The 21,719-nt window shown below is 70.5% G+C and carries 16 protein-coding genes and 1 rRNA gene; 8 read left to right on the top strand and 9 right to left on the bottom strand.

Features of this window, described 5'->3' with window-relative positions; genetic code table 11:
• Positions 1-27: 27 nt before the first annotated feature.
• The gene (locus ACIRP7_RS40530; protein WP_403670470.1) at positions 28-1,032 is read left to right on the top strand and encodes an Rv3235 family protein; all 1,005 of its coding nucleotides are present in this window, start codon (positions 28-30) and stop codon (positions 1,030-1,032) included.
• A gap of 83 nt (positions 1,033-1,115) precedes the next feature.
• Here the strand turns inward: ACIRP7_RS40530 and secA are convergent, their stop codons facing one another.
• Positions 1,116-3,956 (bottom strand): preprotein translocase subunit SecA, encoded by a 2,841-nt coding sequence (secA, locus tag ACIRP7_RS40525; RefSeq protein ID WP_403670467.1) that lies wholly within the window; start codon positions 3,954-3,956, stop codon positions 1,116-1,118.
• A 270-nt stretch (positions 3,957-4,226) separates the two neighbouring features.
• On the opposite strand from secA, the gene ACIRP7_RS40520 reads away from it, so the two are divergent.
• Positions 4,227-4,799 carry a GNAT family N-acetyltransferase gene (locus tag ACIRP7_RS40520; protein WP_403670465.1) on the top strand — a complete coding sequence of 191 codons (573 nt, stop codon included), beginning with the start codon at positions 4,227-4,229 and terminating at the stop codon, positions 4,797-4,799.
• A 49-nt stretch (positions 4,800-4,848) separates the two neighbouring features.
• The gene (locus ACIRP7_RS40515) at positions 4,849-6,042 is read left to right on the top strand and encodes a winged helix-turn-helix domain-containing protein (protein WP_403670462.1); all 1,194 of its coding nucleotides are present in this window, start codon (positions 4,849-4,851) and stop codon (positions 6,040-6,042) included.
• On the opposite strand, the gene ACIRP7_RS40510 is transcribed toward ACIRP7_RS40515, so the two are convergent.
• From ACIRP7_RS40510 to mtnA, 7 genes are all read right to left on the bottom strand, one after another.
• A complete protein-coding gene (locus tag ACIRP7_RS40510) occupies positions 6,028-6,774 on the bottom strand; it encodes a response regulator transcription factor (protein ID WP_352391095.1) in 747 nt (248 codons plus the stop codon). The two genes, ACIRP7_RS40515 and ACIRP7_RS40510, sit on opposite strands and share 15 nt — an antisense overlap.
• A 202-nt stretch (positions 6,775-6,976) precedes the next feature.
• Positions 6,977-7,669, bottom strand: a complete 693-nt coding sequence (gene hpf / locus ACIRP7_RS40505) for a ribosome hibernation-promoting factor, HPF/YfiA family (protein ID WP_390007258.1) — start codon at positions 7,667-7,669, stop codon at positions 6,977-6,979.
• 312 nt (positions 7,670-7,981) lie between these two features.
• The gene (locus ACIRP7_RS40500; RefSeq protein WP_403670458.1) at positions 7,982-8,815 is read right to left on the bottom strand and encodes a ComF family protein; all 834 of its coding nucleotides are present in this window, start codon (positions 8,813-8,815) and stop codon (positions 7,982-7,984) included.
• Positions 8,816-9,926: 1,111 nt separating this feature from the next.
• Positions 9,927-11,771: an LpqB family beta-propeller domain-containing protein gene (locus ACIRP7_RS40495; protein ID WP_403670455.1), complete on the bottom strand. Its 1,845-nt coding sequence runs from the start codon at positions 11,769-11,771 to the stop codon at positions 9,927-9,929.
• Positions 11,761-13,830 (bottom strand): MtrAB system histidine kinase MtrB, encoded by a 2,070-nt coding sequence (gene mtrB / locus ACIRP7_RS40490; protein WP_403670452.1) that lies wholly within the window; start codon positions 13,828-13,830, stop codon positions 11,761-11,763. Before mtrB ends, ACIRP7_RS40495 begins: the two co-directional genes overlap by 11 nt.
• 1 nt (position 13,831) lies before the next feature.
• Entirely contained in the window at positions 13,832-14,521 is a 690-nt protein-coding gene (gene mtrA, locus ACIRP7_RS40485) for a two-component system response regulator MtrA (RefSeq protein WP_187281934.1), read from the bottom strand.
• Positions 14,522-14,668: 147 nt separating this feature from the next.
• Positions 14,669-15,817, bottom strand: a complete 1,149-nt coding sequence (gene mtnA, locus ACIRP7_RS40480) for an S-methyl-5-thioribose-1-phosphate isomerase (protein ID WP_403670448.1) — start codon at positions 15,815-15,817, stop codon at positions 14,669-14,671.
• A gap of 140 nt (positions 15,818-15,957) precedes the next feature.
• On the opposite strand from mtnA, the gene ACIRP7_RS40475 reads away from it, so the two are divergent.
• Genes ACIRP7_RS40475 through ACIRP7_RS40455 form a run of 5 tightly spaced genes read left to right on the top strand, consistent with a single transcriptional unit; the run spans position 15,958 to position 21,529 of the window.
• Entirely contained in the window at positions 15,958-17,280 is a 1,323-nt protein-coding gene (locus ACIRP7_RS40475) for a glycerophosphoryl diester phosphodiesterase membrane domain-containing protein (protein ID WP_403670445.1), read from the top strand.
• Between the two features lie 4 nt (positions 17,281-17,284).
• Positions 17,285-18,031, top strand: coding sequence for a DUF4129 domain-containing protein (locus ACIRP7_RS40470; RefSeq protein WP_403670442.1), 747 nt, complete (start codon positions 17,285-17,287; stop codon positions 18,029-18,031).
• Positions 18,028-19,230: a DUF4350 domain-containing protein gene (locus ACIRP7_RS40465; protein ID WP_403670439.1), complete on the top strand. Its 1,203-nt coding sequence runs from the start codon at positions 18,028-18,030 to the stop codon at positions 19,228-19,230. The genes ACIRP7_RS40470 and ACIRP7_RS40465 overlap by 4 nt, the downstream gene beginning before the upstream one ends.
• A complete protein-coding gene (locus tag ACIRP7_RS40460) occupies positions 19,230-20,219 on the top strand; it encodes an AAA family ATPase (RefSeq protein ID WP_403670583.1) in 990 nt (329 codons plus the stop codon). Before ACIRP7_RS40465 ends, ACIRP7_RS40460 begins: the two co-directional genes overlap by 1 nt.
• Positions 20,219-21,529: a DUF58 domain-containing protein gene (locus ACIRP7_RS40455; protein WP_403670436.1), complete on the top strand. Its 1,311-nt coding sequence runs from the start codon at positions 20,219-20,221 to the stop codon at positions 21,527-21,529. The genes ACIRP7_RS40460 and ACIRP7_RS40455 overlap by 1 nt, the downstream gene beginning before the upstream one ends.
• Before the next feature lie 95 nt (positions 21,530-21,624).
• Here ACIRP7_RS40455 and rrf read toward each other — a convergent pair.
• A 5S ribosomal RNA gene (gene rrf / locus ACIRP7_RS40450) occupies positions 21,625-21,719 on the bottom strand; the annotation flags it as partial.

The following is a 21,719-nucleotide window of genomic DNA, read 5'->3' as shown; positions in this document are numbered from 1 at the left end:
TTCCGGGCCCGCTGAAACGGGGATCCCATGAACAAGGTCATGACCAGGGCCCAGCATCACCCCGGCAGCCGCCCGCCGGCCCGCCGCGACTCCCGCCGCCCGGGCGGCACGCCACCCCGCACACCTGGCGGAAGCACGCCCCGCACGGCCCCGGGCGACGGCCGCCCACCGAGGTCCCCCGGCAACGGCCCCCGCGCCCGCACGGGCCCCACGGACAGCCGCCCGCAGGGCACCCCGGTTCCGAACGAGACGCCGACCGGCACCGCACGACGCGGCGCTACGGCCGCCTCTACGACAGCCGGCGCCCGCGGCACCACCAGCGATCCGACGACCGCCGGCATGCGCGGCACCAGGGCCGACACGACGACCTCTGGCACCCGTAGCAGCGCCGCCGACCCGACGCCCCCGGGAACCGCGCGACGCGGCGCTACGGCCGGCTCAACGACCGCCGGCACGCGCAGCACCACCGCCGACACGACGACCCCAGGAGGGGTACGACGCAGGACCACGGCCGGCACGAGCAGCATCCCCACCGCAACGCACGCCACCGCCACCGCCAGGCTCCGCGCCCCCGCCTCACGCGCCTCAGCCAGCGCCTCAGTCCGCGGCACAGCCACCCGGTCGCAGCCCACGCCCGCAGCCAACCCGGCGACCGTCCCGGCCCAGACCCCGCGGCGTCCCGTGGTCCCCCAGCCCCGCCCCACCGACCTCTTCGCCGATCTCCTCCTCGCCGTTCTGAGCGGCCAGCGTCCCGTCCACTCGATGCTCCGGCACACCGCGGGCCGCGCCTACGACGAACTCGCCCGGCTCGCCGAGCGCGGCCCCCTGCGCGCCCGCGGCACCCGCCCCGTCGTCCGGGACATCGGCTACTACGTCCCCCGTGAGGGCGCGGTGGAGGCCTTCGCCCGTATCGGCGCCGGCGACCAGCTGCGCGCCATGGCCTTCCGTCTGGAACAGGGCCAGGACCTCCGCTGGCGCTGCACCGCGGTCGAACTGGGCGGCCCCAGGGCTCCCCGACCGGACGGCGACTGACAGGCCCGGGACAGCCCGCGAGTCCCTCGCACGCGGAAGGGCCGGCCACCCCCAGGTGACCGGCCCTTCCCACCAAAGGACGACTACTTCTTGCGCCGCCCCCGACCACGGGACTGCTTGCGCCGCTCCGCGCGCGTGAGGCCGTCGGCCTCGGAGCGCACGGGCTCGTCGTCGTCGGCGAACTCGCCCTCGATGACACCGCCCTCGCCGTCCACGGTCGGCGCGGAGAAGTGCAGGTCCCGGCGCTGCGGGGCGTCGAGTCCCTTCGCGCGGATCTCGGGACGCGAGCCGGCCTGCGCCGGAACGGAGTCCTGCTTGGTGAGGGACGGCGTCTCGTCCTCGACCGGAACCTCCTCGACCTGCTGCTCGACCTGGACCTCCAGGTTGAACAGGTAGCCGACGGACTCCTCCTTGATGCCGTCCATCATGGCGGTGAACATGTCGAAGCCCTCGCGCTGGTACTCGACCAGCGGGTCCTTCTGGGCCATCGCGCGCAGGCCGATGCCCTCCTGGAGGTAGTCCATCTCGTAGAGGTGCTCGCGCCACTTGCGGTCCAGGACCGACAGCACGACCCGGCGCTCCAGCTCACGCATGATCTCGGAGCCGAGCTGCGCCTCGCGCGCCTCGTACTGTTCGTGGATGTCGTCCTTGATGGACTCGGCGATGTACTCGGCGGTCAGACCCGCGCGGTCGCCGGCCGCCTCCTCCAGCTCCTCGACGGTGATCCTCACCGGGTAGAGCTGCTTGAACGCGCCCCACAGCCGGTCGAGGTCCCAGTCCTCCGCGAAGCCCTCGGCGGTCTCCGCCGCGACGTACGCGTCGATCGTGTCGTCCATGAAGTGCACGACCTGCTCCTGCAGGTCCTCGCCCTCCAGGACGCGGCGCCGCTCGCCGTAGATGACCTCGCGCTGGCGGTTGAGGACCTCGTCGTACTTCAGGACGTTCTTACGGGTCTCGAAGTTCTGCTGCTCGACCTGCGACTGCGCGGACGCGATCGCGCGCGTGACCATCTTGTTCTCGATCGGGACGTCGTCCGGGACGTTCGCCATCGACATCACGCGCTCGACCATCTGGGCCTTGAACAGCCGCATCAGGTCGTCGCCCAGGGAGAGGTAGAAGCGGGACTCACCGGGGTCGCCCTGACGGCCGGAACGACCGCGCAGCTGGTTGTCGATACGGCGCGACTCGTGCCGCTCGGTACCGAGGACGTAGAGGCCGCCGAGCTCCTTGACCTCCTCGAACTCCGCCTTGACCGCCTTCTCCGCCTTCTCCAGGGCGGCCGGCAGAGCGGCGGCCCACTCCTCGATGTGCTCCTCGGGGTCGAGGCCGCGCTGGCGCAGCTCCGCCTCGGCGAGGTCCTCGGGGTTGCCGCCGAGCTTGATGTCGGTACCACGGCCGGCCATGTTGGTGGCGACGGTGACGGCGCCCTTGCGGCCGGCCTGGGCGACGATCGTCGCCTCACGGTCGTGCTGCTTGGCGTTCAGCACCTCGTGCTGGACGCCGCGCTTGCTGAGCTGCTGCGAGAGGTACTCGGACTTCTCGACCGACGTCGTACCGACGAGGATCGGCTGGCCCTTCTCGTGCTTCTCGACGATGTCGTCGACGACCGCCTCGAACTTGGCGACCTCGGTGCGGTAGATCAGGTCCGACTGGTCCTTGCGGACCATGGGCCGGTTGGTCGGGATCGGGACGACACCGAGCTTGTAGATCTGGTGGAACTCGGCGGCCTCGGTCATCGCCGTACCGGTCATGCCGCAGAGGCCCGGCTGTTCCTTGCCGTTGTGGTCGTGGCGCTTGTAGAGGCGGAAGAAGTTCTGGAGGGTGATCGTGGCGAGGGTCTGGTTCTCGTCCTTGATGTCCACCCCTTCCTTCGCCTCGATCGCCTGGTGCATGCCCTCGTTGTAACGGCGGCCGGCGAGGATACGGCCGGTGTGCTCGTCGACGATCATGACTTCGCCGTCCATGACGACGTAGTCCTTGTCCTTCTTGAAGAGCTCCTTCGCCTTGATGGCGTTGTTCAGGTAGCCCACCAGAGGGGTGTTCACCGACTCGTAGAGGTTGTCGATGCCCAGCCAGTCCTCGACCTTGGCGACACCGGACTCGTGGATCGCCACGGTGCGCTTCTTCTCGTCTACCTCGTAGTCGCCGGTCTCCTCGATGCCCTTGAGCGGGTTGCCGGCCTCGCCCTTCTTCAGGCGGGTGACCAGCTTGGCGAAGTCGCCGTACCACTTGGTCGCCTGGTCGGCCGGACCGGAGATGATCAGCGGCGTACGGGCCTCGTCGACCAGGATGGAGTCGACCTCGTCGACGATGGCGAAGTTGTGGCCGCGCTGGACGAGTTCGTCCTGGGACCACGCCATGTTGTCGCGCAGGTAGTCGAAGCCGAACTCGTTGTTCGTGCCGTACGTGATGTCACACGCGTACTGCTCGCGGCGCTGGGCCGGTGTCATGTTGGCAAGGATGCAACCGACGCTCAGACCCAGGAACTTGTGGACGCGGCCCATCATCTCGGAGTCGCGCTCGGCCAGGTAGTCGTTGACCGTGATCAGGTGGACGCCCTTGCCGGACAGCGCGTTCAGGTACGCGGGCAGGGTGCCGACGAGCGTCTTGCCCTCACCGGTCTTCATCTCGGCCACATAGCCGAGGTGGAGGGCGGCGCCGCCCATGATCTGCACGTCGTAGTGGCGCTGGCCCAGCGCGCGCTTGGCGGCCTCGCGCACGGTGGCGAACGCCTCGGGGAGCAGGTCGTCCAGGCTCTCACCGTCGGCGTACCGCTGCTTGTACTCCTCGGTGAGGGCCCGCAGCTCGGCGTCGGAGAGGTCGATGAAGTCCTCTTCGATGGAGTTGACCTGGTCCGCGATGCGGTGCAGCTTGCGCAGGATCTTGCCTTCGCCTGCACGCATGATCTTCGAGAGGACGGACACGGGGGTTGGTCTCCTTGCCGGTCGGGCCTGGGACGGTCGGTTTCCATTTCACTTACTGAGCAACGGCCATCGTATGCGAGGACCCCGCCGCGTCGGGAGGCCTGCCGTGTAGGCCGACTGTCAGCTCTTTCAAATCTGCTTCAAAGGGGACAACGGACGGGGAACACCGATGGTGCCGCGCCCCGCTCACGAATTGCGCGAATTGTGATCACCCGCTCACGCACCGCAAAGCGGTGGCGCCCTCACCGAACACTTGAGCAGAATCGGCCGATGGAACCCGTCACGCTGACCACGGACCGTCTCGTGCTGCGCCCGCCCACCTCGCAGGACACCGAGGCCGTCCTCGCGGCCGCGCAGGACCCCGACATCCTGCGCTGGACCACGATCCCCTCGCCCTACCTGGTGGAGCACGCCCAGAGCTTCACGGAGCAGCTGGCCCCGACGGGCTGGTCGAACGACACCATGTTCACCTGGGGCCTCTTCCTCCCCGAAGGGGAGGACCTGGTGGGCATGCTGGGTCTGACCATGCGCTCGCCCGGCACGGCCGAGATCGGCTACTGGGCCACCAAGGAACACCGCGGCAACGGCTATGTCACCGAGGCCGTCCTCGCCGCCTCGCGTTGGGCCTTCACCGAGCTGGCGGTCGACCGCGTGGAGTGGCGCGCGGAAGTGGGCAACGAGCCCTCCCGCGCGGTGGCGGAGCGGGCCGGTTTCGTCATCGAGGGCGTACTGCGCTCGGCCTTGGCCCACCAGGGCGTGCGCCGGGACTGCTGGGTGGGCGCGCTGCTGCCCTCGGACCTGGGCCTGCCGTCGACGGTGCAGTACCTCCCCGCGCCCGGGTAGATCCGCAGATCACCTCCCATTGTCAGTGCCGGGCCCTATCTTCGGACCCATGACGACCCCGTCTCCCACCACCGACCTCTCGGCCGACGAGGCCCGCCGCATCGCCCTGCGGGCACAGGGTTTCCTCGGCACCCCCGACCGCCGGGCAGGAGTCCGCGGCGTCCTCCGTCACCTCGGCGCGGTCCAGCTCGACACCATCTCGGTCCTCGCCCGCTCCCACGAGCTGATCCCGTACGCCCGTCTCGGTGCGGTGGGCCGCAAGACGGTGGAGAGCGCCTACTGGACGACATCTCCCCTCGGCACGTCTCCGGCCCGGCCGCATGCTTTTGAGTACTGGTCGCACGCGGCGTGCATCCTCCCCATCGAGGAATGGCCCCACTTCGCCTTCCGCCGCCGCGCCTACCGCAGCCGCCCGCACTGGAACCACCAGCTCCCGGACGGCACCTACGACCAGGTCATCAAGCAGCTGCGCACCGAAGGCCCCCTCACCGCCACGGAGTTGGGCGGCGCGAAGAAGACCAGCGAGTGGTGGGACTGGTCCGGCACCAAGGTCGCCGTCGAGCGCGCCCTGATGTACGGCGAGGTGGTCTGCGTGGAGCGCCGCGGCTGGAAGCGTGTGTACGACCTCGCCGAGCGCGCCGTCCCCGCCGACCTGCTCCACGACGAGCTGGCCGACGCCGAGTGCCTGCGCCGCCTGGTCCGTCTCGCCGGCCAGTCGCTGGGCGTCGGCACCCGCGCGGACATCGCCGACTACCACCGCCTCAGGGGTGAACAGGTGGACGCGGTGATCGCCGACTCGGGCCTGGTGCCGGTCACAGTCGAGGGCTGGGGCAAGCCTGCCTGGGCCGATCCCGCGGCCCTGCAGACACCCCCGCGCGGCCGCCACCGCACCACTTTGCTGTCCCCGTTCGACTCCCTGATCTGGGAACGGGCGCGTACGGAGCGGATCTTCGGATTCACCCACCGCCTGGAGGCCTACGTCCCCAAACCCAAGCGGGTCTACGGCTATTTCGCGATGCCGGTGCTGGCCGGTGGCCGTCTCGTCGGCCGCGTGGACCCGGGCCGGGAGGGGAGCACGCTGGTGGCCAGGCAGGTCACGGTGGACGGCCCGAAGGCGGTCCCGGCGGTGGCCCAGGCCCTGGCCGAGGCGGCGAGCTGGGTGGACTGCACGGACATCCGCGTCGAGCGGGTGGATGCGCCGGATCTGCGCGAGCCGCTCGTAAGAGCACTAGCGGATCTCTAGGATCTTCTCCCGCATCGCGTAGACCACAGCCTCCATCCTGGAGTGCAGCTGCAGCTTCTCCAGGATGTTGCGCACATGGTTCTTCACGGTGTTCTCGGAGATGAACAACTCCTTCGCGATATCGCGGTTGTTCATCCCGGTGGCGACGAGCTTGAGGACTTCCAGCTCACGGTCGGTCAGTCGCGGGGCCGGCACGAGACGGCGCTCGTCCGTCCGCTGGATCATCGACTTGAACTCGGTGAGCAGCTTCGACGCCATGGAAGGACTGATCTGCGACTGCCCGTCGGCCACGGCGCGAATGGCGGTGGCCACCTCGTCCGTCGAGATCTCCTTGAGGAGATATCCGGTCGCGCCCGCCTTGATCGCGTCGTAGAGGTCGGCTTCCTCATCGCTGATCGTCAACATGATGATCTTGGCGCTGGGGGCCACTTCCTTGATGGAGGTGCAGGCCTCGATACCGCCCCGCTTGGGCATCCGCACGTCCATCAGAATGATGTCGGGCAGCAGGTCGGCGGCCTTGTCGACGGCCTCGGCGCCGTCACCCGCCTCGCCCACGACCTGGATGTCCTCCTCGGCCGCGAGCACGATCTCCAGTCCGCGCCGGAAGAGTGCGTGGTCGTCCACAACAAGGACCCTGATCGGCTCCTTGCGTGGAGAGCCCGTGTCCGCGCTCATGCCGACGGCGCCGTCGCCGGCGTCCTGGCCGTGCAGCGGTCCGAAGCTGTCCGCCATCGTTCCTCCCCCTGAAGGCTGTGGCTGGTCCTGTGCCATCGCCAACCCAAGGCAACGACCCACCGGTTGGGCCGATGGGCCCATGATTTCATGCCCAGACGTCAGTGGGATGACAGAGCGGGGCGCGAAGTGGTCGCACGCGGGTGCCCCTGGGGCGCACATGCGCTCCAGGGGCACCGGCTCAGCTGTCATCCGGGAAGGGTCAGCTGCCCGTCGTGTCGCCGGCCGCGGGAGAGTGCGCCCGCGCGACCATCGGGTCCGTGCTCAGGTGAATGACGCCGTAGTCGTAGGCGTGCCGCCGGTAGACGACACTCGGTTCCTTCGTCTCGGAGTCGACGAACAGATAGAAGTCGTGCCCGACCAACTCCATCTCGTAGAGCGCCTGGTCGAGGGTCATCGGGGAGGCGACATGGGTCTTCTCACGGACGACCAGGGGGCCTTCACCCTTGATCTCCAGCGAGCCGATCTTCTTGGTGGGCACACCGTCCGGCTCTTCCTCGTGAACGGGGTGGCCATCGCCGTCGAGCGTCGCCGCGTCCGGAACGTGGTCGGCGACCTCGGCCGCCGTGAGCCGCCGTGCGCCCCTGCGTGTGTGGCGCTTGTCGTGCTCCTTGCGCAGCCGGGCGTCCAGCTTCTCCGCCGCCAGGTCGAGTGCCGCGTACGGGTCGCTGGCTGCCGCTTCCGCCCGGATCACCGGACCGCGGGAGCGGAGCGTGATCTCCACTCGGTCACAACGGTCGGCCTGTCGGGGGTTCGGCTCCTTGGACACCTCGACGTCGAGGCTGATCACCTTGCCATCGAGCTTCTGGATCTTCTCCAGCTTCAGCTTCTCGGCCACGTGCTTGCGGAACCGCTCGGGCACCTCGGTCTTGCGGCCCTTGACGACGATGTCCACGCAGAACTCCGTTCCCGGATCGCTCCGCCGCGATGCGGAGCATCTCCCTTTTGCACCAGGCTCCGGTGAGCCCCGGAACCTCGGACTCGGTGACGTGCACCTCCTCCCCCGCGGGCAAGATCTCCATTCCACCGTCACGGGTGATGGTGGAAATCCCGCGGGCACGGCATTCGGATTTGCGAGGTGTGGCCTGCGCCTTTCTCACACAACCGAACATATCTCGCCTGGACGGATGTCGTCACCCTCTACTGCGGCGTACCTCCGTTCAGGTGAATTGACCTTCTCGTAACCAGCAACGATGCAACTACGCAGTCAGTTCCGGTTTATTTCGAAAGAACCCGGCGAGGCCGCGACCACAGCCGCGCAGACGACGTCACGGACGGTCCCCGCGTCCGCCGTTGCCGCCGAGCAGCGCTCCCGGCCCGAGTCCTCCTCCGTCACTGTGGCCATCCGTTCCCCCATGCCTTCCCGGGTTGTGGCGGTGTACACGAGGCCCGCCGGATCATCACCGCATCCGGCCACCACTCGGCCATGCTGCGCACGAGCCTCCAGCGGTCCAAGACCACTGCCCTCTCGTCCGCCCTGTTGCCGATGATCACGATGTCCGGCGGTCGTCCGTTCACCGCGGTGCGCGATGCGCTGCCGGGCGCTCGCCGCCCGGTTCTCCCGGTCCCTCGCCTCCCGGACGGCTCGCGCCGCCTCGGCCAGGGACGCGCCCGTCGTCATCACGTCGTCGACCAGCACGACCAGCCCCTCGGCCAGGAGCCGCCCACCACCAGGCACCACGGTCAGTGCGCCCGTGAGATTGTTCAGCCGCTCCCGGGAGTTGAGCCCCGACTGGTCGGCCACGCCTCGCCGCTGCCGCAGCACTGCCACCACCCGTGCCGGCATGCCCGCCCGTCGCAATTCACCGGCCGCCGCAAACGCGATCCGCCGAGCCGGATCATGCCCCCGAGCCCGAACCGCCCGCCGCGCGGACGGCACGGGAACGAGCAGCACGGGTGGCACACGGAGCCTTTCCTCCACCCACCCACCACCGACGAACACATCGGCATGGGGACTCCCGGCCCCTGTCAAAGCCTGACCACCTGCGGCCAGAGCCTCACCACCCGGCACACCAGTGCCGCCGCCGTTGCCGCCGTTCAAGGTGTCTACACCTGCCGCGCGACCACCCCTTCCCCAGACCTCCTCACCCAACGCTCCACCGCCCCTGGTCAGGAGCTCCGCACCTGAGAAGTCTCGCCCCCGGCGCAGAGCCTCCACCCCTGAAGCGCCCCCGCCCCTGCCCTGCACGTCCGCACCCGACGCTCCACCGCCCCTGGCCAAGAGCCCCGCACCCGGCACATCCCCACCCCAGGCCAAGGCTGCCTCACCCGTCCCGCCGACCTCCCACGACCATCCGGCCTCACCGGCAGAGCCCCCAGACGCCCCCGCCCCACCAGCAGAGGCAAAAGGCGCCCGAGCCCCACCAGCCCGCCCCTCAGACGCCGCCGCCCCACCAGCCAGCACCCCGCCAAAGCCCCCCGCCACCCGCCCGGAAGGCCCACCACTCTCCAACTCCCCACCGGGCCGCCCCAAAGCCCCGTAACCCCGCTCCCAGGCCCCCCGAGGCCACCCCGACGCCAACCCCTCACCCCCCGGCTCACACGCCTCCCGCACAGCCGCCCACACAGCCCCCGCCAGGGCCGTACCGAGTGGCCCCGCGAGGCCGAGCACCCCCCTCTCCTTGTGAGCCAGCAATACCGCTCGTACCGAGTCCGCATACCGAGCCGCCGCATGCACGACCGGCAGTCCGGACGGCTCCGGAACCGGTCGCACCCGGCTCGGCGCGGCCCCGTTCAGGGCGGCGCGGCACTCCGGGCAGAGCACCGTGCGCGGCTTCCCGCAGCCTCCGCACTCGGCCGGCAGCACCAGATCGGTGAGGTCCTGCCACCACCCCCGCATGCCCACCACTGTGCCAACGCCGAAGCAGCCCGGCCACCCCTGTGGATAACTCCCTGTGGAAAACCGCGCCCCGCACGAGCAACAGGCACGAACAACAGTTCCCCTTATAAATTCCGGCCCCATACAACTAACCGGCCGGCCGAACACGGCCCTCGATTCGGTCCCCCACGACGTTTACGCCCCGCCCCACCCAGCGAATCCGGCCCGCCCGCCCAACCACGAATCCCACCCGCATCAGAACAAAGAGCGGCCACCCTCACCAGGGCATCACCCCGGCAAAAGCGGCCGCTCCCGACAGCTCGGTCCCGTCACCTCACCCCGGATAGACCGGCGCCGTACCGTCCACGTCCACCTTCTGCCACTGCGCCCCGGCCGGCAGCCGTACGATCCCGTCCTCCGAGTAGGCCACCAAGGGCATCTCGTCGTCCTCGGACGCCGCGATCTCCTTCACACCGGTGAGCGCGGCCGGCGGCGGCCCCTCCGGAGTAGAGCCGTCGACCTGGACGTACCGCGTCTGCTGCACGCCGCCCTGTTCGCGTCCGACCACCACGAGCCTGCTGTCGCCGGCCCAGGACATGGTCGTGACCTCCTCCAGATCCGGTGTCGCGGAGCGCAGTTCCCGCACCGAGACGCTCCGCGGGTCCCCGGTCCTGCCCTCCCGCTCGATCCGCCCGATGAACAGCGACTGCTTGCCGCCCTTCTCCACGACGAGCGCGATCCTCACCCCGTCGGCGGCCACCCGCAGGTCCTTGATTCGCCCGTCCAGCCCGGGAGTCTCCACCTCCAGCGGCTTGCCCGCGCCCTCCTTGAAGAGCAGCAGTCGCGGATCGGCGGGGTTCCGGTCGGCCACCCAAAGGTCGCCCTCGGTGTCCCAGCTCGGCGTGGTCAGCCGGTCGTCGGCCGTCTTGCCGTTGCTGAGCAGCACCGCTTCCCCGAGCGACCCGCCCGACACCAGCGACCCGACGTACAGCGCCTTGCCGTCGATCCCGACACCGGCCGCGGTGTGCTCGTCACGCGAAACCGCCACCGACCGCAGATCCTTGTCGCCGTCGCCCAGCGCTCCGGGCACCGCAACCGGCTCGGCCTTCGTACTGCTGCCGCCCGGCTCGGCCGAAACCCGCACCAGCCGGTGCTCACCGTTGACGAAGTACAGGAACTCGGGATGTTCGACCGAGCCGCGCGTGGCGTCCCCATCGGCGTCGCTCTGTGCGGCGGAGCACAACTGCTTGCCGCCCGCCCGCAGTTCGACGTCGTCCACGGCAGGGGTGAGATTCTGCAGGGTGAACAGCAGCTGGGCCGCCATCGCCTTGCACTGGTCCGAGCCGACGTTCCTGGCCTTGTCGTTGAGCGGCACCGTCAAGGTGCTCTGGTCGTCGGGAGTCAGCGAGGAGACGCCGCTCCTGAGGGCCGTACCGGTGGGAAAACTCGTCCTGACGACGGGGTCGAGCCAACTGGTCGGCCCCTTGAGCAGGGATCGCACCAACTGTGTCATGGGGTCCACGCGCTCACGCACATACACGGGGTCGGCCACCGCCACGGTCTGTGGAGCCGTCGCCGACCTGGTATGCGAAGCGAAGTAGTACTTATTGACGGACACGTAGTTCCGCTGGAAGTCCGACCTGCCCATGACGACTCCGCGCGGAGGGCTGTCGATCCGCCACTGCTTGGTCTTCTTGTCCTGCACGAGATGCACGGTCTCCCGGTACTCGCCCGAGGCCGGCGCGTACGACTGCTGCGCGTCCACCACCGCCACCTTCGTGCCGACCAGCGTGAACGACTTGTCCTCGGACTGCTCCCGGTCCACGGGCGGCACGACGTCGGCACCGGGCCCGTCGTCGAGCACCGTGGTGGACAGCCCCGGCTGCCACTGCTTCGCCGCGCTCCTGGTCAAGTACTGGCGGGCCGTCTCGTAATTCGGATCGTCGCTGGTCAGCGCCTCGAGGAAGCCCTGCACTATGTCCGTGGGCTCGGCGTCCTCCTGCGGCGGCATCGCGAAGACCCGCACCTGCGTGTCCTGGCGCGGCGTGGAGTCCACGCCGCGCAGATCCCCGCTGTCCGGCATGGAGGCGCACCCCGCCAGCAGTACGACTCCGCAGGCGGCGTACACCGTCGCGCGCCCCGGCGTGCGCCGGCCGCCCCCCTCGCGGTCAGCGCCCACGGAATGCCTCCCCCTGCTGTTCGTACGACTCCTGCGCCCCGGCCTCCGGGCGGCCGGCGGTGTCACCGCCGGGCGCGTCCCCTGCGGACGCACCGTCCGGCCGTCGCGCACTCGATGTCGGCCGGGACACCACGCGCGCGCCGTTGCCGGGCAACGCCGTCGGATCGGCCGTGGGGGCCACCGCGCCCGCCCGGGGCGCTATCGGGTCCCGCGCGGTCACCTGGTCGCTCTTGGGCTGGACCGGCACGGTGGCCGCCTTGTCGCCGCCTCCGCGCGGCAGGCCGGCGTCATCGAGTCCACGGTTGCGCCGTGAATCCTTGGGCTCCAGCGGTATCGGCGAGCCCCTCAGCGGCTCGTCGGCCGTCCTGGGCAGCGTCAGCCGGAACTGCGAGCCGCCGCCCGGCTCACCCCACGCCTGGAGCCAGCCGCCGTGCAGCCGCGCGTCCTCCAGGGCGATGGACAGGCCGAGACCCGTACCGCCGGTGGTACGCGCGCGTGCCGGGTCGGCCCGCCAGAAGCGGCTGAACACACGCGTGGCCTCACCCGGCTTGAGCCCGACCCCGTAGTCGCGCACCGCGACCGCGACAGCCCCGCCCGCCGAGGCCAGCTTGACCACGACGTCCTTGCCTTCACCGTGCTCCACGGCGTTGACGAGGAGATTGCGCAGCACGCGCTCCACCCGGCGGGCGTCGGCCTCGGCGACGACGGGCTGCTGGTCCCCCACGATCCGGACCGTCGTGCCCTTGCGCTCGGCGAGCGGCTCGGCCCCGCTGACGACCCGCCGCACGACCTCCCTGAGGTCGATCGGCTCGGCCTCCAGCGCCGCCGCACCCGCGTCGAACCGGCTGATCTCCAGCAGGTCCGCGAGCAAGGTCTCGAACCGGTCCAGCTGGTCGGCGAGCAGTTCGGCCGACCGCGCGGTCATCGGATCGAAGTCCTCGCGCGCGTCATGGATGACGTCCGCGGCCATCCGTACGGTCGTCAGCGGCGTCCGCAACTCGTGCGACACGTCCGACACGAACCGCCGCTGCATCCGCGAGAGGTCCTCCAGCTGCTGAATCTTCAGCTGGAGATTCTGCGCCATCTTGTTGAAGGCCTCGCCGAGCCGCGCGATGTCGTCCTCGCCGGTGACCTTCATCCGCTCCTGCAGCCGCCCGGCGGACAGCCGCTCGGCGATCCCGGCCGCCATCCGCACCGGCGTGACGACCTGCCGCACCACGAGCCAGGCGATGGCTCCGAGGAGTACGACGACGAAGAGCCCGGCGGTCGCCAGGGTGCCCTTGACCAGGCTGAGCGACTTCTCCTCCTGGGTGAGCGGGAAGAGGTAGTACAGCTGGTACGGGTCGCCGTTGGGGTCGTTGACCTGCTTGCCGATGACGAGGGCAGGCTGCGACTCCTCGTCGGCGTCGTAGACGATGCGGGTGTAGCTCTGCGCGGCGGCCGTACTGTCGTCGACCTTCTCGCGCAGCGCCTCGGGAACGCTGGCCGTCGGATCCACGTCGCCGGAGGCGCGCGGTCCGCGCCCGCTCCCGCTGTCGCCGCCCACGGGCAGGGTCACCACGTCGAAGGCGCCCTGACCGCCGCTGGAGAGCGAGTAGACGAGGTTGCTCATCCACTCGATGACGAACTGGTCGGACTGACCGTCCGCCGCAGCCGTGTCGTCGGTCCCGGCGTCGGCCGCCTCCGCCTTCTGCTTGGCCACCGCGAATCCGCCGGTGGCCTGGCTCTGCGATGCCTTCACCTTGGCGTCGAGGAGCCCGTTGCGCACCTGCCCGATGACGACGAAGCCCAGCAGAAGAACCACGCCGAGCGACATCAGCAGGGTCGTGACGACGACCTTGAGCTGGATGTTGCGCCGCCACAGCCGCATCACGGGAAGCAGCGGCCGGCGCACCCAGCGCATGAAGAGCCGCACGACCGGGCTTCCCTGGACTCCGCCCTGGAGCAGCCCGTCCTCGATGAACCGCCCCCAGCGGGAGCGGGCTTTCGTCCGCCCGACAGGCCGTCCCGCGCTCACCCCGGCCCGCCCGGGCGACGAAGCGGCACTGTCCCCGGACATGTCAGCTGGGCCCTGCCTTGTAACCCACACCACGGACGGTCACCACGATCTCGGGCCGCTCCGGGTCCTTCTCGACCTTGGAACGCAGCCTCTGCACATGCACGTTGACGAGCCGGGTGTCGGCGGCGTGGCGGTAACCCCACACCTGCTCGAGCAGCACCTCACGCGTGAACACCTGCCACGGCTTTCGCGCGAGCGCGACCAGCAGGTCGAACTCCAGCGGCGTCAGCGCGATCGACTGCCCTTCCCGCTTCACGGAGTGGCCGGCCACGTCGATCACCAGGTCACCGATGGCGAGCTGCTCGGGAGCCGGCTCCTCCGACCTCCGAAGCCGCGCCCGGATCCGGGCCACGAGCTCCTTCGGCTTGAACGGCTTCACGATGTAGTCGTCGGCACCGGACTCCAGGCCCACAACGACATCCACCGTGTCGCTCTTGGCCGTCAGCATCACGATCGGCACGCCGGACTCCGCCCTGATCAGACGGCACACCTCGATGCCGTCCCGCCCGGGCAACATCAGATCCAGCAGCACCAGATCCGGCTTGGCCTCACGGAACGCGGCCAGCGCCTTGTCGCCGTCGGCTACGAAAGACGGCTCAAAACCTTCACCACGCAGCACAATGCCCAGCATCTCGGCAAGTGCGGTGTCGTCGTCGACGACAAGGACTCGTCCCTTCATAAACGACATCATCCCATTCTCATAACAGTGGTGAAGGCAGTGGTGAGACAGCTCACCGACCAGTGACCTTAGTCGTACCCGACCGTCACTGTCTGCCTCGACCGCCGCCGTGGGTACGAGCCGCAGATGTCGGGCGGATGCGTGGTCATTGCATCCGGATCAGCTGATCGACACCTCCCGGGACCTCGCACACAGCTCGGCAAGGGCCTCAGCCGTCACCGGCGACACCACGCCCTCCTCCGTCACAATCGCCGTCACCAGCTCCGGCGGCGTCACATCGAAGGCCGGGTTGTACGCCTGCGTCCCCAGCGGCGCCACCGGAATCCCGCCGCCCGCCTCGGCCCTCGCCACCGGCACCTGGGGCGCCGCGATCTCGGTCACCTCGTGGCCGGCACGCTGCTCCACCTCGATCGACGCCCCGTCCGGCGTATCCAGATCCACGGTGGTCACCGGCGCCACCACGATGAACGGCACATGGTGATACCGCGCGAGCACCGCCAGCGGATAGCTCCCCACCTTGTTCGCCACCGAGCCGTCGGCCGCGATCCGGTCGGCCCCGATCAGCACCGCGTCCACCTCCCCCGCCGCGAACAGCGAGCCCGCCGCGTTGTCGGTCAGCAAGGTGTACGCCATCCCGCTGCGCGCCGCCTCGTACGCCGTCAGCCGGGCGCCCTGGAACAAGGGACGCGTCTCGTCCACCCACAGCCGCCGCAGCTGCCCCGCGCGGTGAGCCGCGAGGGCCACCGCGAACGCCGTCCCCTCACCGCCCGACACCAGCGAACCGGTGTTGCAGTGGGTCAGGATCCGGTGCCCGCCGCCCGGCAGCAATTCGTCCAGCAGCGCCAGCCCACGCTCGGCCATGGCGGCACTGGCCGCCGCGTCCTCCTGGTGCAGCCTGCGCGCCGCCGCCAGCGCCGCCGCGGCGGCCAGTTCCTGGTCACCGCTCTTGCCGAACTCGGCCCGGTAGGCGGCCTCGGCTCTGCGTACCCCGACAGCGAGGTTCACCGCGGTCGGACGCGCGGCCGCCAGCACGGCCGCCGCCTCGTCCACGTCGAACCCGCGCGCGGCGGCGAGCGCGACCCCGTACGCCCCCGCGATGCCGAGCAACGGCGCCCCACGCACGGCGAGCGAACGGATCGCCTCCACCAGCGCGGACGCATCCGTACAGACCAGTTCGACCTCCTCGGCCGGCAGCCTCGTCTGGTCGAGAAGCACCAGCACGGGGCCTTCGGGTGGCTCCTCCCAGCGGATCGCCGGGATGTCGGTGGGCTTGCTGTGCTCGCCGGATTGCACGTACTGATCAGCCATGCGATCAGTCTGCCCCTTGTCCGCCGGAGTATTGAAGGTGTGCAGCGCATACCGCGGCTGGTCCTTCGCCGACCACCCCATGGCACGATGGCTGCCAACCTGCCGCCGCGACCGCGGACGGGCACCGTGAAGGAGCGACGATGAACGACACTCCGGGCTGGGCCTCGCCCGGATCCGCCCCGTCCGACGGGCACGAGCCCGGCGCGTCCGGTCCCGCCGAGCCCGCCGCCCGGCCCGACACCGCGAAGCCCGCGCAGCAGCCGGAGGACAACCCGCAGGACGCCGGCTCGAAGTGGTCCCAGGAGCAGCCGCCACCAGGTCAGTGGTCCGCCCCCACCGGCCCCGCCGCTCCCGGCCAGAGCCCTCCGCCCCCGCCGCCCGGCCCGGGCTGGGGCACGCAGCCCCCCGCCGGGCCGCCCGGAGGCTACAGCCCTCCCCCGGGCTGGGGCGGCGGCTACAACGGCTGGGGCGGCCCCCCGCCCGCGGCCAAGCCCGGCGTGATCCCCCTGCGCCCGCTCGGCGTGGGCGAGATCCTCGACGGCGCGGTCTCCACCATGCGCACCTACTGGCGCACGGTCCTCGGCATCTCGCTGACCGTCGCCGTCGTGACCGAGGTCCTCGTCATCCTGCTCCAGGGCTTGGTCCTGAACGACAGCGCGGGGACCGAGGCCCTCAACGACCCCAGCGCCAGCGCCGACGAGCTGACCCGCGCCCTGGGCGAGACCATGCTCGGCTCCACCGTCGTCTTCCTGATCTCCCTGATCGGCACGGTCGCCGCGACCGCACTGCTGACGACCGTCACCAGCCGGGCCGTGCTCGGCAGGCCGGTCACCACAGGCGAGGCCTGGCGCGACGCCCGCCCGCAGGTACCCAGGCTGTTCGGCCTGATCTTCCTGCTGCTGCTCATCACCTTCGGCTTGCTGGCCGTCGGAGCGCTGCCCGGCATCCTCGTGGCCGCAGCGGGCTCCAACGGCGGCGGTATCGCCCTCGCGATCCTGGGCCTCCTCGGCGCCGGCGTCGTCGCCCTGTGGCTGATGATCCGCTTCTCCCTGGCCTCGCCCGCGCTGATGCTGGAGAAGCAGAGCATCGTGAGGTCGATGAACCGCTCCACGAGACTGGTCCGCGGCTCCTGGTGGCGGGTCCTCGGCATCCAGCTGCTGGCCGGAATCATCGCGAACATCGTGGCGGCGATCGTCGTCATCCCCTTCACCTTCCTCGCCGCGGCGCTCAGCGGTGAAGGTGTCGGCGGCTTCGTGAACGGCACCAGCGACCTCGGCTGGACGTTCCTCATCATCAGCGGCATCGGCTCGGTGATCGGCTCCATGATCACCTTCCCGATCTCGGCCGGCGTCACCGTGCTCCTCTACATCGACCAGCGCATCCGCCGCGAGGCCCTCGACCTCGAACTGGCCCGCGCGGCCGGCGTCCAGGACTACGGCACCGGCCCCACTCCCGGGAGCTGATGCGGTGAACCTGCCGGGGGGAGTGCTCACCACGCTGCGCGCCGTCGACACCTCCGTGCTGTCACCGGCACGGTCCGCCGACGAACCGCCGCTGACGATCCCGCGCGACCCCGCGCGGGAGGCGGCCCGCCGCGAGCTGTCCAAGCGCATGTACCACGAGAACGACCCCAGTTGGTTCCAGCGCGCCCTCAACGCGTTCTGGGAATGGGTCGACAAGCTGTTCAACGCCGCCTCGTCAGCGACACCGGGCGGACCACTCGGCCTGGTCGTCGTCATCGCCGTGATAGCCCTGGTCGTCGGCGCACTGTGGTGGCGCCTGGGCACCCCGCGCCGAGGACCCGCCTCCGCCACCGCCCTGTTCGACGACCGCCCCCGCAGCGCCGCCGACCACCGCGCGGCCGCCGAGGCACAGGCAGCCCAGGGCCACTGGAACCAGGCGGTACAGGAGCGCATGCGCGCGATCGTCCGCGCGTTGGAGGAGCGTGCCCTGCTCGATCTCCGTCCCGGCCGCACCGCGGACGAGGCCGCCGCGGAAGCGGGCCGCGCCCTGCCCTCCCACACGGACCGGCTGCGTTCCGCCGCCCGGGACTTCGACGACGTCACGTACGGCGGCCGGGCGGCGACCGAGCAGTCGTACCACCGCATCGCCGAACTCGACCGCGACCTGGAACGCACCAAGCCGGTACTGGCCAACAGCACGAGCAGCAGCCACAGCGCGGACCACAACGCCCGCCAGGGAGCCGCCGAATGACCACCGAGGCCACGCTCCCGTCCACTTCGGCCTCGCCCACCGCCCGCCAGGTGTGGACCCGCGCGCGAGGAGTCGTGCTCGCCCTCGTGCTGCTCCTCGTCGCGGCCGTGGCGATCGCGGCGATCCGCTCGACCGAGCGGCACGGCAGCCTCGACCCGCGCTCCGCAGACCCCTACGGCAGCCGCGCCGTCGCCGAACTCCTCGCCGACCGGGGCGTCGACACCCGCGTGGTCACCACCCTGGACCAGGCACGCGCCGCGGCCGGTCCCGACACCACGCTCCTGGTCGCCGTCCCCGACCTCCTGACGCACCGCCAGCAGAGCCGACTGCGCTCCGCGACCGCCGACTCCGACGGCCGCACCGTCCTCGTCGCCCCCGGCGGCTGGTCCGTCGAACGGCTGGTCCCCGGCGTCGTCGCGGACCCCGCCACCAGCCTGGACTCGACGCTCTCCCCCGACTGCGGCCTGCCCGCGGCCCGGCGCGCGGGGACCGCCGACACCGGTGGCATCCGCTACACCGTCACCGACCCCGGCAACGACGAGTGCTACCCCAGCGAGCGCCTGCCCACTCTGGTGCGCGTCCCGGCGGCCTCCGGGGACGGCGACACCGTCGTACTCGGCGCGCCCGACATCCTCTACAACGACACCCTCGACGAGCAGGGCAACGCCTCGCTCACCCTCCAACTGCTCGGCTCCCGCCCCCATCTGGTCTGGTACCTCCCCTCGCTCTCCGACTCCTCCACCACCGACCCCGGCGAGGAGAAGGACTTCCTCGACCTGCTCCCCTCGGGCTGGCTCTGGGGCACACTTCAGCTCTTCTTCGCGGCAGCACTCGCCGCTCTCTGGAGGGCACGCCGACTGGGCCCGCTCGTGCCCGAGAAACTTCCCGTGGCGATCCGCGCCTCCGAGACCGTCGAAGGCCGCGCCCGCCTCTACCGCAAGGCCAACGCCCGTGACCGCGCGGCCACCGCTCTTCGCTCCACCACCCGCACCCGCCTCGCCCCCCTCGTAGGCGTCCCCGTCACCCAGGCGCACGCGCCCGAAGCCCTGCTCCCCGCCCTGTCCGGCCATCTCCACCGCGACGGAGACGGACAGTCCCTGCACTCCCTGCTCTTCGGCCCGCCGCCCGGCGACGACGCAGCCCTCATCTCCCTTGCCGACCAACTCGACGCCCTCGAAAGAGAGGTACGCCGTTCATGATGGACCCGACCACTGACAACGCCGGGACCACCGGGGACCCGGACACCGCCCGGGCCTCCCTGGAAGCCCTGCGCGCCGAGATCGCCAAAGCCGTGGTCGGCCAGGACCCCGCCGTGACCGGTCTTGTCGTCGCCCTCCTCTGCCGCGGACACGTACTACTGGAAGGAGTCCCTGGGGTCGCCAAAACGTTGCTCGTCCGCGCCCTCGCATCCGCGCTGGAACTCGACACCAAGCGCGTCCAGTTCACCCCCGACCTCATGCCCAGCGATGTGACGGGCTCTCTGGTCTACGACACCCGCAGTGCCGAGTTCTCCTTCCAGCCCGGCCCGGTCTTCACCAACCTCCTCCTCGCGGACGAGATCAACCGCACCCCACCCAAGACCCAGTCCTCCCTCCTGGAGGCCATGGAGGAGCGGCAGGTCACGGTCGACGCCACCCCGCGCCTCCTCCCCGACCCGTTCCTGGTCGCCGCGACCCAGAACCCGGTCGAGTACGAGGGCACCTATCCCCTCCCCGAAGCCCAGCTGGACCGTTTCCTCCTCAAGCTGACGATCCCGCTCCCCTCCCGCCAGGACGAGATCGATGTCCTCACCCGCCACGCCGAGGGTTTCAACCCCCGCGACCTCAAGGCCGCAGGCCTACGCCCCGTAGCAGGCCCGGCCGATCTCGAAGCCGCGCGCGCGGCCGTCGCCAAGACAACGGTCTCCCCCGAGATCACCGCCTACGTCGTCGACGTGTGCCGCGCCACCCGCGAGTCGCCGTCCCTCACCCTCGGCGTCTCCCCGCGCGGCGCCACCGCCCTCCTGGCCACCTCGCGCGCGTGGGCGTGGCTCACCGGCCGCGACTACGTCATCCCCGACGACGTCAAGGCCCTGGCCCTCCCCACCCTGCGCCACCGCATACAACTGCGCCCGGAGGCCGAGATGGAGGGCGTGACGGCCGACTCCGTCATCAACGCGATCCTCGCCCACGTCCCGGTCCCCCGCTGATGGCCCTCACCGGACGCGCCGCACTCCTCGCAGCCCTGGGTTCCCTTCCCGTCGGCATCTGGGAACCCAGCTGGACTGGCATCCTCGCGGTCAACGCCCCCCTGGCAGTGGCCTGCGCGTGCGACTTCGCCCTGGCGGCACCCGTGCGACGGCTCGGCCTGACCCGGTCCGGCGACACCTCCGCCCGCCTCGGCGAGACGGCCGACGTCACCCTCACGGTCACCAACGCGTCCGGCCGCCCGCTCCGCGCCCACCTCCGCGACGCCTGGCCCCCGAGCAGCTGGCAGCCCGGCACGGAGGTGGAAGCCTCCCGCCACCAACTGACGGTCCCGGCCGGCGAACGCCGACGCCTCACCACCCGCCTACGCCCCACCCGCCGCGGCGACCGCCAGGCCGACCGAGTGACGATTCGCTCCTACGGCCCCCTCCGGCTCTTCTCCCGCCAGGGCACCCACAAGGTCCCCTGGACCGTCCGGGTGCTGCCCCCGTTCACCAGCCGCAAGCACCTGCCCTCCAAGCTGGCCCGCCTGCGTGAACTCGACGGCCGTACCAGCGTCCTCACCCGCGGCGAAGGCACGGAATTCGACAGCCTGCGCGAGTACGTTCCCGGCGACGACACCCGCTCCATCGACTGGCGAGCCACCGCCCGCCAGACGTCCGTCGCCGTACGCACCTGGCGCCCCGAACGCGACCGCCACATCCTCGTGGTCCTCGACACCGGCCGCACCTCAGCGGGACGCGTGGGTCACGCCCCACGCCTCGACGCCTCCATGGACGCGGCCCTGCTCCTGGCCGCCCTCGCCTCCCGCGCCGGCGACCGCGTAGACCTTTTGGCATACGACCGCGGAGTACGCGCCCTGGTCCAAGGCCGAACGGCCAAAGACTTGCTCCCCTCGCTGGTCAACGCAATGGCCGCCCTCGAGCCCGAACTCGTCGAAACGAACGCTCGTGGTCTCACCGCCACGGCCCTGCGTACGGCCCCTCGCCGCTCCCTGATCGTGCTGCTCACCAGCCTCGACGCCGCGCCCATCGAGGAAGGGCTGCTGCCCGTACTTCCTCAGCTCACCCAACGACACACGGTCCTTCTGGCCTCGGTGGCGGATCCCCATATCGCCCGCATGGCCACTGCCCGCGGCAACACCGACGCCATCTACGAGGCCGCAGCCGCCGCTCAATCGCAAACGGAACGACATCGCACGGCGGAACAACTCCGCCGGCACGGAGTGACTGTCGTCGATGCGACGCCGGACGACCTGGCTCCCGCCCTGGCCGACGCATACCTCGCACTGAAAGCAGCCGGACGTCTGTAAATAAAAGAGGGGGGCGCAAGGCGCCCCCTTGAGAAAAAGAACCTGAAACGCAGAAAACCCCCGTGCCGAATGGCACGGGGGTTTTCCCAAAAATTGTTCGGCGGTGTCCTACTCTCCCACAGGGTCCCCCCTGCAGTACCATCGGCGCTGTAAGGCTTAGCTTCCGGGTTCGGAATGTAACCGGGCGTTT

The sequence above is a fragment of the Streptomyces sp. NPDC102270 genome, assembly GCF_044766405.1.
In the GTDB taxonomy this organism is placed as follows: Bacteria; Actinomycetota; Actinomycetes; order Streptomycetales; family Streptomycetaceae; genus Streptomyces.
Note: the sequence above shows the minus strand (reverse complement) of the source record. Positions and strands in the feature narration are given on the sequence as shown.